Origin of the sequence: Allobosea sp. CS1GBMeth4 (assembly GCF_900185715.1) — a bacterium.
In the GTDB taxonomy this organism is placed as follows: domain Bacteria; phylum Pseudomonadota; class Alphaproteobacteria; order Rhizobiales; family Beijerinckiaceae; genus Allobosea.
In genome coordinates, this window is the sequence record NZ_FYAS01000020.1 from 41,125 (window position 1) to 54,440 (window position 13,316).

Consider the following 13,316-nt stretch of genomic DNA (forward strand, 5'->3'; position numbering starts at 1 on the left):
TTCTGCCGCCGCCCGATTCCAGCCGGGACGAAAGCGCGCTAAACCGCCCTCGCCATGCTGACCCTCAACGACATCACCTATCGCCTCGGCGAGCGCCTGCTGCTGGACAAGGCCAGCGCCTTCCTGCCGACGGGCTCGCGCGTCGGCCTCGTCGGGCGCAACGGCACCGGCAAGACGACGCTGTTCCGGATCATCACCGGCGAGCTCTCGCCGGAAGGCGGCAGCGTCGCCCTGCCGCGAGGCATGCGCATCGGCGGCGTGGCGCAGGAAGCGCCCGGCGGGCCGGAGACGCTGATCGAGGTCGTGCTGGCGGCCGACACCGAGCGCGCGGCGCTGATGAGGGAAGCCGAGACGGCGACCGATCCGATGCGCATCGCCGAGATCGAGACCCGTCTCGCCGACATCGGTGCTCATTCCGCGCCGGCCCGCGCCGCCACCGTGCTGCACGGGCTCGGCTTCGATGCCCAGGCGCAGCAGCGGCCCTGTTCCGACTTCTCCGGCGGCTGGCGCATGCGCGTCGCGCTCGCGGCGGTGCTGTTCTCCGAGCCGGACCTCCTGCTGCTCGACGAGCCGACCAACTATCTGGACCTCGAAGGCACGCTCTGGCTCTACGATTATCTCGAGCGCTATCCCCACACGGTGCTGGTCGTCAGCCACGACCGCGAGCTGCTCGACAGCTGCGTCGACCACATCCTGCATCTCGACCAGGGCAAGCTGACGATCTATCGCGGCGGCTACAGCGATTTCGAGCGGCTCCGGGCCGAGAAGCAGGCCCATCTCGCCAAGGCGCGCGAGAAGCAGGAGGCCGAGCGCAAGCACCTGCAATCCTTCGTCGACCGCTTCAGGGCCAAGGCGACCAAGGCGCGGCAGGCGCAATCGCGCGTCAAGCGGCTGGAGAAGATGCAGGAGATCGCGGTCATCGAGGATCGCGACGTGCTGCCGTTCAATTTCCCCGCGCCGGAACGGCCGCTCTCGCCGCCGATGATCGTGCTGGAGAACGCCAGCGCCGGCTATGGCGAGCGCAAGGTGCTGCAGCGCCTCAACCTGACCCTGGCGCCCGACGACCGCATCGCCCTGCTCGGGGCCAACGGCAACGGCAAGTCGACCTTCTGCAAGCTGATCGGCGGGCGCCTCGCGCCGCTCTCGGGCGAGATGCGGCGTTCCTCCAAGCTGGAGACCGCCTATTTCGCCCAGCACCAGCTCGACGAGCTGCGGATGGAGGACACGCCGGTCGGCCATATCCGCGAGCTGATGCCGGATGCGCCGGAGGCACGCGTGCGGGCCCGCACCGCGCAGATCGGCTTCCCCGCCAACAAGGCCGACACGCCGGTGAAGAACCTCTCCGGCGGCGAGAAGGCGCGGCTGATGCTCGGCATCGCCACCTTCGGCGGGCCCCATCTGCTGATCCTCGACGAGCCGACCAACCATCTCGACATCGACAGCCGCACCGCGCTCGTCAAGGCGATCAACGACTATCCCGGCGCCGTCATCCTGGTCAGCCACGATCGCTTCCTGATCGAGGCCTGCGCCGACCGGCTCTGGCTGGTCGGGGACGGCACGGTGAAGAGCTTCGACGGCGACATGGACGAGTACCGCGACTTCGTGCTCGGCCGCGACAAGCCGGCCCAGCGCGGCAAGGCGGAGGCCGACGCCGCCAGCAAGGCCGACGAGCGCAAGGGCGCGGCGGCGAAGCGCCAGGCGCTGGGGCCGCTCCGGCAGAAGCTCAACCTCGCCGAGGCGCGCATCGCCAAGCTGACCGGGCTGATCGAGAAGGTCGACGCGGCGCTGGCCAACGGCGCCTTCGCGCGCGAGCCGGAGAAGGCCCTGCAGCTCTCGCGCCAGCGCGGCGAGCTGAGCGAGGCGCTGGCGGCGGCCGAGGAGGACTGGCTGATGCTGAGCGAGGAACTGGAGAGCGCGTGAGCGGCCGGCACCTTCCGAAGGCGGTCAGCCCTGCTGCTCGCCCTGCCCCGGCTTCACGATCCGGCTCAGGCGGTTGTCGGTGAACAGGTAGAGCTCGCGGCCGCCCGGCTCGGCATAGAGCACCTGCACCTCGCGCTGGCCCTTGCCGCTCTCGCCGATCAGCACGTCGGTGGGCCGCTTGTTCTTCAGCCGGACGAGCTCACATTCGGTGATGCCGACGGCGATCTCCTTCGGCAGCGGCCGGGTCGACGGATCGAGCGAGACGTCGGCGCTGCATTCGCCCTCCGGGGTCAACATCGCCTCCTGCGTCGAGATTCGGGCCGAGGCGCTGCTGGTGCGGGTGCCACGCTCGTTCGACACGAAGGAGAATCCGCCCATGTCGACGGAACAGCCGGCGAGCGCGGCCGCCAGAGCCAGGGCAACAGGAACTTTCACGCCTTCTTCTCCCAGCGGCCAGTCTCGTCCTGCTGCCAGTAGGTGGCGGCGATGCCGAGCGTCCGCAGCTTTTTCCAGTCTTCACGCGCCGAGGCGAGCGCATCGGGGTCGTCGCCGTCGAACATCAGGATGACGCGCTCGTACGGCTCCAATGCGTCGGGAATGCGGACGCCGTCAACGCAGAAGCGAACCTGCGCGCCGTTGGGATTGTCCGAGGCGGTGGTCAGCACGATCGGGTTGGCGGCGGCGTCCGGCTCGGCGGCCGTCGCGTGCGGCAGGAAGGATTCGTCGGCATAGGTCCAGAGCCGGTCGTCGAGCGCGGCCAGGCGCTCGCGGCTCGACAGTTCCACCACCACCTTCCAGCCGCGAGCCAGCGAGCGCTCGAGCAGCGTCGGCAGGACCTGCTCGAGCGGGCGTGCCTGCAGATGGTAGAACAAGACCTCGGGCATCGCGCTCAGAGCCTCGCCATGGCGTCACCGCCAGGAGCGGCAGGGCGAGCCCTTTCGGACCGCTTCTTTGCGCTCGCGATGGGCAAGGCGTTCACCCTTCGTAGTGATCCGCCACCAGCCGGTCGAGCAGGCGCACGCCCCAGCCCGAACCCCAGGAGCGATTGGTCTCGCTGTTCGGCGAGCCCATGCCGGTGCCGGCGATGTCGAGATGCGCCCAGGGCGTATCGTTGACATGACGCTGCAGGAACTGCGCCGCCGTGATCGAGCCGCCATGCCGTCCGGCCGAGTTCTTCATGTCGGCGAACTTCGAATCGATCATCTTGTCGTAGGCGGGCGAGAGCGGCATGCGCCAGACCGTCTCGCCGGTCGCCTTGCCGGCCGCAGCCAGCCGCTCCGCCAACTCGTCGCTGTTGGAGAACAGGCCGGCATTCTCCTGCGCCAGCGCGACCAGGATCGCACCGGTCAGGGTCGCGAGATTGACCATGAATTTCGGCTTGAAGCGGTCCTGCGTGTACCAGAGCACGTCGGCGAGGACGAGCCGCCCTTCGGCGTCGGTGTTGATGATCTCGATCGTCTGGCCCGACAGCGAGGTGACGATGTCGCCCGGTCGCTGCGCCTTGCCGTCCGGCATGTTCTCGACCAAGCCGATCACGCCGACGGCGTTGACCTTCGCCTTGCGCGCCGCCAGCGCCTGCATCAGGCCGGTCACGCAGGCCGCGCCGGCCATGTCGCCCTTCATGTCCTCCATGCCGCCGGCCGGCTTGATCGAGATGCCGCCGGTGTCGAAGGTCACGCCCTTGCCGACGAAGGCGATCGGCTTCTCCCCCTTGGCGGCGCCGTTCCAGCGCATCACCACCACGCGGCTCTCGCGATGCGAACCCTGGCCGACGCCGAGCAGGGCGCGCATGCCGATCTTCTTCAATTCCTTCTCGTCGAGGATCTCGACCTCGACGCCGAGCTTGCCGAGCTTGCCGGCGCGCTCGGCGAACTCCTCCGGAAAGAGCACGTTCGGCGGCTCGTTCACGAGATCGCGAGCGAGCTCGACGCCGTCGGCGACCGCCTCGCGGATCTTCAGGGCCTTCCTGACCGCGGCCGGATGGGCGACGCGCAGCGTCACCGTCCGCGGCTCGGACTGCTCCTTGTCCCGGCTCCTGGTCTTGTAGCGATCGAAGGCATAGCTCCTGAGCCGCAATCCGAGCCCGATCTCGGCGATCTCGGCGGCGGAGAGCTCTCCTTCCGGCAGAGCCGCGACGATGTCGGCGCTGCGGCCATGCCCGAGCCGGCCGGCAATGGCGCCGCCGAGCGCGGCGAAGTCGAGCTTGTCGCGGTCGGCGGCCGGCCCTGTCCCGACCAGAATCAGGCGCTCGTAGCCGGCATCGTCCGGAGCGATCAGGGTGAGGCCGGAAAGCGCCTTGCCCTTGAAACGCTCGGCCGCGGCGGCGCGGGCGATCAGGGCATGGGCGCCCTCCCCGATCCATTCCTCGGCCGCTTTCGGTGGTGCCAGCCGGTCCGAGACGAGGATGACGAGATCCTCCCCGGCAACGGCGTTCAGGGCTTTGACCTCAAGCTTCAGGCGCTGCGACATCGACGGCTCACGGGCTGCGGGAAAAGGGCTGGCGGAAGGAGGCGGCCGGGACCGGCCCGGCCAAGGCCACAAACGATTCCCGTTTGCGCCATGATCGAAGCTATACCATAGGGAGTCGAGGCGAGCCGTCCAAGGGGAGCGCCTGGCCGGAGCCGGATCCGATCGGATCGATTCAACCCGATCGGTGAATCCGGCTCCTCACTTTCGTCGCGGGCCGCCGGCTCCAGGATCGTCCTTCGTGCGCTTTGGACTTCTCGACCGCTACATCCTGAAGATCGCCACCGGGGCGGCACTGATTCTGCTCATCGGGCTGACGAGCGTGATCTGGGTCACGCAGGCGCTGCGCGAGGTCGACCTGATCACCGGCAAGGGCCAGACGGTGCTGATCTTCTTCACCGTGACACTGCTCTCGCTGCCGGCGCTGATCGCCGGCATCGCGCCGGTCGCGCTGTTCATGGCGACGCTCTACACGCTCAACAAGCTCAACAGCGATTCCGAACTGATCGTGATGAACGCCGCCGGCGTCGCGCCGCACCGGCTGACCCGCCCGTTCATCACACTGACCCTGATCACCGCGGCGCTGGTCGGCTGGATGTCGCTCTCGGTGATGCCGGCCGGCTTCCGCTCGCTGCGCGACCTAATCACGCTGATCCGCGCCGATTTCGTCGCGAACGTCATCAAGGAAGGCCAGTTCGTCTCGCTCGATTCCGGCGTCACCTTCCACTACCGCGAGAAGCAGGGACAGGCGCTGCTCGGCATCTTCATGCAGGACCGGCGCGACCCCAACCAGCCGGCGGTCTACATCGCCGAGCGCGGACAGTCGGCGGAGGCCGACGGCAACAGTTTCCTGATGCTCGAGAAGGGCACGATCCAGCGCGAGAGCCGCAGCCAGAATTCGAGCTCGATCATCTCGTTCGAGCGCTATGCGCTGAACCTCTCGGCACTGACGGGCGATGCCGACGGCGCCGGCGGCGGCGACGGCGACAAGGTCGTCTACAAGCCGCGCGAGCGGACCACCTGGGCGCTGCTCACCCAGGACCCGAACGAGCCCTATTACAAGATTCAGGAAGGCCGGTTCCGGGCGGAACTGCACAACCGCCTGTCGGCACCGCTCTATCCGATCGCCTTCATGCTGGTCGCCTTCGCGATTCTCGGCGAGGCGCGGACGACCCGGCAGGGCCGCGCCGCGGCGATCCAGCTCGCGATCTTCCTGGTCGGCGCGATCAGGATCGGCGCCTATGCCGCCTGGACCGCCAGCGTGCGCTCGCCTTTCGCGGTCGCCCTGCTCTACGTCCTGCCGATCACGACCATCGTCGTGGCCGCCTTCGCCATCGGCTTCGGGTCACGGACGCGGGCGCTGATCGACCGGCTGACCGAGCCGCTGATCGCGCCCTTCCTGGCCCTCACTGCACGTTTCCGGCGCGCCTGATGCTGCTGTTCAAGACCTTCGGCCGCTATCTGACGCAGCGCTTCCTGCGCGCGATCCTGAGCGTGTTCGGCACCTTCTTCTTCCTGATCGCAACGCTCGACTTCGTCGAGCTGATGCGGCGCGCCGGCGACTCGCCGGTCGCGACGACGCCGAGCATCATCCAGCTCGCGCTTTACCGCGCCCCCTCGGTCGCCGAGCAGATCTTCCCGTTCGCGGTGCTGTTCGGCGGCATGTTCGCGCTGCTCAACCTGAGCCGGAAGCTGGAGCTGGTCGTCGCCCGCTCGGTCGGCATCTCCGCCTGGCAGTTCCTGCAGCCGGCGGCGCTGGTCGCCGGGCTGGTCGGCCTCGTCTCGATCGGGATCTACAACCCGGTCGCCGCCGAGCTGAAGCAGCGCGCCACCGCGCTCGAAGCCTCGCTCTTCGCCCGGACCGGCCAGGTCGTGGGCGGGAAGGAAATCTGGATCCGCCAGCGCAGCGTCGACGGCCAGGCGATCATCCGCGCCGCCGCCGCGCTGCAGGACGGCGTGGGGCTCGCCCAGGTGGCCTTCTTCACCTTCTCGCCGGATGGCGGATTCAGCGAGCGGATCGAGGCGAAGCAGGCGGTCCTGTATCGCGGCTACTGGGAATTGTCGGAAGCCCGCGTCACCTCGGCCACGGAAGAGCCACAGAGCTACTCGACATACCTGGTCGCGACGACGCTGGAGCCCGACCAGGTGCGACAAAGCTTCACACCGCCGGATTCCGTCGGGTTCTGGTCGATGCCGGCCGTGCTCGACCGGACCCGCAAGGCCGGGCTCGACACGACGCGCTACGAGCTGCGCTACGAAGCCCTCAAGGCGCGGCCGGTGCTGCTGATCGCCATGATCCTGATCGCGGCATCCGTTTCCTTAAGATTTTTCCGGTTTGGTGGTGTGACCAGATTGGTGGTAGGTGGCGTCGCGGCCGGGTTCGTGCTCTATGTTGCGACACAGTTATCTGAAGAGTTGGGCTCATCGGGGATCGTCAACGCCTCGGTGGCCGCATGGCTGCCCGCGATCGTGGGCACGCTGCTCGGCACTCTTGCCCTCCTCCATCAGGAAGATGGCTGAGAATACGGTGGCTATGGTTAATTTTGGATTGAGTTCATGGCTTCCGGCGTAAGACGCATCACGCGCCTTGCGGCTGCGACCGCGCTGGCGACGACGCTCGCGCCGGTCCTCGGCTGGACGAGCCTCGCCTATGCCCAAACTCCGGCGGCCAAGCCGCAGGAGCGCATGGTCGTCGACGCGCGCGAGCTCGTCTACGACAAGGACAACAACACCGTCTCCGCCGTCGGCGACGTCCAGATCCTCTATCAGGGCCGCACGATCGAGGCCGACCGCGTCGTCTACGACCGCCAGAGCAAGCGCGTCGTCGCGACCGGCAATGCCCGCATCACCGAGGCGAACGGCACGGTCATCACCGGCGACCGCTTCAACCTGACCGACGATTTCCGCGACGGCTTCATCGATTCGCTGCGCGTGGTGAACACCGACAAGACGCGCTTCTCCGCGCCGCGCGCCGAGCGCACCGACGGCGAGGTCTTCGTCTTCGACAAGGGCATCTACACCGCCTGCGAGCCCTGCGTGGAGCAGCCCGAGCGCCCGCCCTTCTGGCAGGTGCGCGCCGCCCGGATCATCCACAAGAAGTCCGAGCAGATGATCTATTACGAGGATGCCCGGCTGGAGTTCGCCGGCATCCCGATCGCCTACATCCCGTACATGTCGGGGCCCGACGCGACCGTTAAGCGCAAGAGCGGGTTTCTCGCGCCCAAGTTCATCAACACCTCGGCGCTCGGCTATGGCGTCGGTCTGCCCTATTTCATCAACCTCGCGCCGAATTACGACCTGACGGTCACGCCGACCTATCTCACGCGCCAGGGCCTGCTCGGCCAGGTCGAGTGGCGGCACCGCTTCGTCAACGGCTCGTACAACATCCGCGCCGCCGGCATTTTCCAGCAGGAGAAGGAAGCCTTCCTGAAGAGCCCCTTCGGCGCCGGCGACGACAAGTTCCGCGGCTCGATCGAGAGCTCCGGCAAGGTCTTCATCAACCCGCGCTGGAACTTCAGCTGGGACGTCGCAGCCGCGACCGACCGGTTCTTTTTCAAGAACTACCGCATCCGCAGCGAGAGCATCACGGCCTCGACCTATCTGCAGGAATCGACCTCGACCGTCTCGCTCAACGGCCAGAGCGCCGACGCGTGGTTCGACATGCGCGGCTACTACTTCCAGCCGCTGACTTATTACGACTGGCAGAAGCAGCAGCCGATCGTCGGCCCCGTGGTCGACTACAACAAGCGCGTGCACAAGCCGTCGATGATCGGCGGCGAGCTCTCCTTCACCGTCAACCTCACGCATCTGACCCGCGAGGCGACCTCTTACAAGGAGCTCCCGGTCCAGAAGAGCTATCTGATCACCACGCCGAGCTATTCGCTGTTCGACGGCTGCGCGGTGTATCAGAAGGGGCAGTGCCTGGTGACCGGCCTCGCCGGCTCGATCGCGCGCGCCACCGCCGAGGTCGACTGGCGGCGCAACTTCATCGATCCGATCGGCCAGGTCTGGACGCCCTATGCCTCGCTCAGGGCCGACGTGTTCTCGATCAACCCGAACACGACGAGCTACACCAACGCCAATGTCAGCACGATCGCCGACATTTCGGACGAGGTGTTCGGCCGGGCCATGCCGGCGATCGGCCTGATGTACCGCTTCCCCTTCGTCGCCTCGACGTCCTGGGGGACGCATATCCTCGAGCCGGTGGCGCAGATCGTCGCGCGCCCGAACGAGACCAACAGCCTGCGCGTCGCCAACGAGGACGCCCAGAGCCTGGTGTTCGACGACACCAACCTGTTCGAGTGGAACAAGTTCTCCGGCTACGACCGGGTCGAGGGCGGCAGCCGCGCCAATGTCGGGCTGCGCTACAGCGGGACCTTCGGCAAGGACGCCTATGCCAACGCCCTGGTCGGGCAGTCCTACCATCTCGGCGGCCGCAATTCCTACGCCAGCGGCGACCTGGCCAATACCGGGCTCAACTCGGGACTGGATACCCGCCGCTCCGACTATGTCGCCAAGGTGCAGCTCCAGCCGTTCAAGGGACTGCTGCTGCAGGCCGGCGGCCGTTTCGACGAATCGACCTTCGAGCCGCAGCGCGTCGACGCCTCCGCCGCCTTCAGCTACAAGTTCCTGTCGACCACGGTGGGCTACAGCCGTTACGAGCCGCAGCCCGATCTCGGCATTCCGCGCCGCCGCGAAGGTCTGAGCATCAGCCAGTCGGTCTCGTTCGCCCAGTATTGGAGCGTGCGCGGCAGCGTGCTGTTCGACCTCGACAAGTTCAAATACGACCGCGAGCGCTATCGCGATGCGGTGTCGCTCTATCTGGCGAATCCCGCCAGCTATACGAACCCGGCCTATCCGAACACCGGCCCGTTCCAGACGGCGGCGGCTTCGGTCGGCCTGCGCTATCAGGACGAGTGCACGATCTTCGACGTGTCCTATTCGCAGTCCTATGCCGACAGGCAGGCGGGCTCGACCAAGGACACGCGCACGCTGATGTTCCGGCTCGAGCTGCGCACGCTCGGCGAGATCAGCTATTCGCAGAATCTCGGCACGAGCAGCGTCGGCGACGGCGTATCCTCCAGCAGCCGCTGAGCGAACTTGGCCCCGCGCCTGCTCGCTCTGACCCAAGGCGATCCCGCCGGGATCGGCCCGGAACTGGCGCTCGCCGCCTGGCGGCAGCGCGAAGAGCGGGCGCTCCCGCCCTTCGCCTATCTCGGCAGCATCGCGGGCCTCGCAGGGCTGGCGGAGCGGCTCGGGCAGGCGGTGCCGCTGCGCGGCGTCGGCTGGGATGAGGCCGAAGCCTGCTTCCCGGCCGCCCTGCCGGTGATCGAGCTCGCCCACCACACCCCGGCCCGGCCCGGCATTCCCGACCCCGGCAACGCAGCCGGCGTGATCGAGGCGATCGAGCGGGGGGTCGAGGCCGTCGAGACCGGGCGTGCCGGCGCCCTCGTCACCAATCCGATCGCGAAGAGCGTGCTCTATGCCGCCGGCTTCCGGCATCCCGGCCATACCGAATTCCTGGCGGAGCTGGCCGGCCGCGGCCGGGCGGCGACGCTGCGTCCGGTGATGATGATCTGGTCGGAGGAACTCGCCGTCGTCCCGGTGACCATCCACATCCCCCTGGCGGCGGTGCCGGAGCAGCTGACGACGGAGCTCATCGTCGAGACCGGGCGGATCGCGGCCGCCGATCTGAGGCGCCGTTTCGGCATCTCCCGGCCGCGACTGGCGCTATGCGGACTCAACCCGCATGCCGGCGAAGGCGGGGCGCTCGGCAGGGAGGACGCGGCGGTGGTCGCACCCGCCGTCGAGCGGTTGCGGGCGCTCGGCATCGAGGCGAGCGGCCCCTATCCGGCCGATACCCTGTTCCATGCGCGAGCGCGCGCCGGCTACGACCTGGCGCTCGGCATGTATCACGACCAGGCGCTGATCCCGATCAAGACCATCGCCTTCGACGACGGCGTCAACGTCACGCTCGGCCTGCCCTTCATCCGGACCTCTCCCGATCACGGCACCGCCTTCGACATCGCCGGCCGGGGCATCGCGCGGCCGGACAGCCTGTGCGCGGCGCTGCGGCTGGCGGCGCGCATGGCGGCGGCCGAGAGCGGGGCGGCGCCGTGAGCGCAGCCGCCCAGGACGGACTGCCGCCGCTGCGCGAGGTGGTGGAGCGCCACGGGCTGATGGCGCAGAAGGCGCTCGGCCAGAACTTCCTGTTCGACCTCAACCTGACCGGCCGGATCGCCCGCGCGGCGGGGCCGCTCGAAGGCCAGACCGTGGTCGAGATCGGCCCCGGCCCCGGCGGGCTCACCCGCGCCCTGCTGGTCAACGGGGCGGGCCGGGTCGTCGCGATCGAACGCGACCGGCGCTGCCTGCCGGCGCTGGCCGAGATCGCCGCCCGTTATCCGGGACGGCTCGAGGTCGTCGACGGCGACGCGCTCGCCGTCGACCTCTCCGCCCTGCTCGGCGGCGGCGAGGCCAGGATCGTCGCGAACCTGCCCTACAATATCGGCACGCCGCTGCTGGTCGGCTGGCTCAGCGCCGAACCATGGCCGCCCTGGTGGTCGTCGCTGACGCTGATGTTCCAGCGCGAGGTCGCCGAGCGCATCGTCGCGACGCCGGAGCAGCGCGCGGCCTATGGGCGGCTGGCCGTGCTGGCCAATTGGCGCTGCGAGACGAAGATCCTGTTCGACGTGCCGAAAACCGCCTTCGTGCCGCAGCCGAAGATCACCTCGTCGATCGTCCAGCTGGTGCCTCGGCAGCAGCCGGAGCCCTGCGACCGGCGGCTTCTGGAGCGGGTGACGCTCGCCGCCTTCGGCCAGCGCCGGAAGATGCTGCGCCAGAGCCTCAAGGCCGTGCTCCCCGATCCGGCCGCGATGATCGAGGCGGCGGGATTGTCGCCGACCATGCGCGCCGAGGAGGTCTCGGTGAGCGGCTTCGTCGCGCTCGCCAACGCGCTCGCCTCGGCCTCGCGCGGCTGATCAGCCGACCGGCTCGGCCAGCAAGGTTTCGACGAAGGCCGGCATGCCGACGGCCCGGCTGCGCTTCAGGCGCTCGGCCGCGAGGATCGAACGGACCGATTCATAGGCGGCGCCGAGGTCGTCGTTGATGATGACGTAGTCGTAGACGCTCCACCGGGCGATCTCGTCGCGGGCATTGGCGAGCCGGCGCGCGATCACCTCCGGCGCATCCTCCGCCCGCCGGACCAGGCGCGAGCGCAGCTCGGCCATGGAGGGCGGCAGGATGAAGATCGCGACGACGTCCTCGCGCGCCTTCTCGAGGATCTGCTGCGTGCCCTGGTAATCGATGTCGAACAGGACGTCGCGCCCGGCCTTCAGGGCAGCCTCGACCGGCTTGCGCGGCGTGCCGTAGCCATTGCCGTGGACCTCGGCCGATTCCAGCAGCTCGTCGCGCTCGCGCAGGAGATCGAAGGCGTCGCGGTCGATGAAGCGGTAATGGACGCCGTCGATCTCCGACGGACGCTTGCCGCGCGTCGTCACCGAGATGGAGAGATCGAGATTCGTCTCCTTCTGCGACAGCGTGCGCGTGAGCGTCGACTTGCCGGCGCCGGAGGGCGAGGACAGGACGAGCATGAGGCCGCGGCGGGCCGGACGGATGAGATCGGCCATCGCGGTCACTCCACGTTCTGGACCTGCTCGCGCAGCTGGTCGACGACCGTGCGCAAGTCCAGCCCGATCCGCGACAAGGCCGGGTCGCCCGCCTTCGCGCACAGGGTCGAGGCCTCGCGGCCGAATTCCTGGGCCAGGAAATCGAGCTTGCGGCCGATCGGGCCGCCCTCGGACAGCAGTTCGCGTGCGGCCGCCACATGCGCATGGAGCCGGTCGATCTCCTCGCGGATATCGGCCTTCACCGCCAGCAGCGCCGCTTCCTGATGCAGGCGCTGCGGCTCCAGCGCGGCGGCGGTGTCGAGCAGGGCTGCGACCTGCGCCGCCAGCCTGGCACGGATCGCCTCGACGCTGCGGCCGGGATGGCCTTCCGCCTCGTCAGTGAGGCGGGCGATGGTGTCGAGATGGCGGGCGATGATCGTTTCGAGCGCCCGCCCCTCGGCGAGCCTCGCCTGGCTCAGCGCCGCGATCGTCTGCGTGAGCGCAGCGAGCACGGGGCCCTCGAGCTCGGCGAGGGTGTCGCCGCCCTCTTCCGACACCTCGACGACGCCGCGGATCGCAAGCAGACCGTCGAGGGTGGCGGGAGCGATACCGTCGGGCAGCTCGAGCCGCGCCGTGGCCTCGATCAGGGCCGAAAGCGCCTCCTGATTGATCCGCGGACGCGCGGCGGCGGCTTCGCTGGTGACGGCGAGGCTGACATGCAGCGTGCCGCGCGTGAAGGCGGCGGAGAACTGCTTGCGCGCCGCCTCGGAAAAACTCTCAAGGCCGGCCGGGACACGGATGCGGACATCGAGGCCCCGGCCGTTGACGCTGCGGACCTCCCAGGCGAAGGCGTGCGCCCCGGATGTCCCGGCCTTGCGCGCAAACCCCGTCATGCTCTCGATCGCCATCGGCCGATCTCTTTCCTCTCGCGTTGCGCGCGGACCCTATTCAGGCGCGGCGAGATCGACAAGCGCGAGATGTGGAAAGCCGGAGGCTGTCAGCCTCCGGATCAGGGCTTCAGCTGGGGAACCTGCTTGGGGCTGTTGAGATCGAAGGTCTTGTTCAGCAGGGGGTCGCGCGCCGTGCCTTCCGAAGCGTCGAAGGCGCGCGCCCTGGTGCCGGCCGGGCCGGCTCCGGCGCCAGCTTGCCCGGGCTGGCCAGCCGCGGCGCGGCGGTTGCCCGGGACCGGGAAGGTCTCCGGCTCGCCCTGGCCGGGCGTGCTCGCGGCCTGGCCATCCGGCCGGGCTCCGGCCGGGGCCTCGGTGCGCTGATCCGGAGCCGGCGGCGGCTCGGCGCGATCGACGCCGCTGTCGAGCGGCGGGCGGG

General features: G+C 68.8%; 11 protein-coding genes and 1 pseudogene. 6 read left to right on the top strand and 6 right to left on the bottom strand.

Translation table 11 applies throughout. From position 1 onward, the window contains the following. Window positions 1–54 precede the first annotated feature (54 nt). Window positions 55–1,920: an ABC-F family ATP-binding cassette domain-containing protein gene (locus CS1GBM4_RS12880; protein WP_186419131.1), complete on the top strand. Its 1,866-nt coding sequence runs from the start codon at window positions 55–57 to the stop codon at window positions 1,918–1,920. A 24-nt stretch (window positions 1,921–1,944) separates the two neighbouring features. On the opposite strand, the gene CS1GBM4_RS24585 is transcribed toward CS1GBM4_RS12880, so the two are convergent. The 3 genes from CS1GBM4_RS24585 to CS1GBM4_RS12895 all read right to left on the bottom strand — a co-directional run bounded on the left by CS1GBM4_RS24585 (window position 1,945) and on the right by CS1GBM4_RS12895 (window position 4,389). Further along, entirely contained in the window at window positions 1,945–2,355 is a 411-nt protein-coding gene (locus CS1GBM4_RS24585; RefSeq protein ID WP_244607203.1) for a hypothetical protein, read from the bottom strand. Next, complete coding sequence (locus tag CS1GBM4_RS12890; RefSeq protein WP_186419132.1) at window positions 2,352–2,804, bottom strand: DNA polymerase III subunit chi; 453 nt, start codon at window positions 2,802–2,804, stop codon at window positions 2,352–2,354. Before CS1GBM4_RS12890 ends, CS1GBM4_RS24585 begins: the two co-directional genes overlap by 4 nt. A gap of 91 nt (window positions 2,805–2,895) precedes the next feature. Beyond that, window positions 2,896–4,389 (bottom strand): leucyl aminopeptidase, encoded by a 1,494-nt coding sequence (locus CS1GBM4_RS12895; protein WP_186419133.1) that lies wholly within the window; start codon window positions 4,387–4,389, stop codon window positions 2,896–2,898. 238 nt (window positions 4,390–4,627) lie between these two features. On the opposite strand from CS1GBM4_RS12895, the gene lptF reads away from it, so the two are divergent. The 5 genes from lptF to rsmA are packed head-to-tail and all read left to right on the top strand — an operon-like array spanning window position 4,628 to window position 11,363. After that, window positions 4,628–5,818, top strand: a complete 1,191-nt coding sequence (gene lptF, locus CS1GBM4_RS12900; protein ID WP_186419134.1) for an LPS export ABC transporter permease LptF — start codon at window positions 4,628–4,630, stop codon at window positions 5,816–5,818. Continuing rightward, window positions 5,818–6,906: an LPS export ABC transporter permease LptG gene (gene lptG, locus CS1GBM4_RS12905; protein WP_186419135.1), complete on the top strand. Its 1,089-nt coding sequence runs from the start codon at window positions 5,818–5,820 to the stop codon at window positions 6,904–6,906. Before lptF ends, lptG begins: the two co-directional genes overlap by 1 nt. Window positions 6,907–6,942: 36 nt before the next feature. Next, window positions 6,943–9,480: an LPS-assembly protein LptD gene (locus CS1GBM4_RS12910; protein WP_186419136.1), complete on the top strand. Its 2,538-nt coding sequence runs from the start codon at window positions 6,943–6,945 to the stop codon at window positions 9,478–9,480. 6 nt (window positions 9,481–9,486) lie between these two features. Further along, entirely contained in the window at window positions 9,487–10,506 is a 1,020-nt protein-coding gene (pdxA, locus tag CS1GBM4_RS24590; protein ID WP_186419137.1) for a 4-hydroxythreonine-4-phosphate dehydrogenase PdxA, read from the top strand. A 59-nt stretch (window positions 10,507–10,565) separates the two neighbouring features. Further along, window positions 10,566–11,363: a 16S rRNA (adenine(1518)-N(6)/adenine(1519)-N(6))-dimethyltransferase RsmA gene (gene rsmA / locus CS1GBM4_RS24595; RefSeq protein WP_244607206.1), complete on the top strand. Its 798-nt coding sequence runs from the start codon at window positions 10,566–10,568 to the stop codon at window positions 11,361–11,363. Here the strand turns inward: rsmA and gmk are convergent, their stop codons facing one another. The 3 genes and pseudogenes from gmk to CS1GBM4_RS12935 form a co-directional block, all read right to left on the bottom strand. Further along, on the bottom strand, window positions 11,364–12,011 hold the full coding sequence (gene gmk / locus CS1GBM4_RS12925) for a guanylate kinase (protein ID WP_186419139.1): 648 nt from the start codon (window positions 12,009–12,011) through the stop codon (window positions 11,364–11,366). A gap of 5 nt (window positions 12,012–12,016) precedes the next feature. After that, on the bottom strand, window positions 12,017–12,898 hold the full coding sequence (locus CS1GBM4_RS12930) for a YicC/YloC family endoribonuclease (protein WP_186419140.1): 882 nt from the start codon (window positions 12,896–12,898) through the stop codon (window positions 12,017–12,019). 101 nt (window positions 12,899–12,999) lie between these two features. Continuing rightward, window positions 13,000–13,316: pseudogene (locus CS1GBM4_RS12935) on the bottom strand (hypothetical protein); the annotation flags it as partial.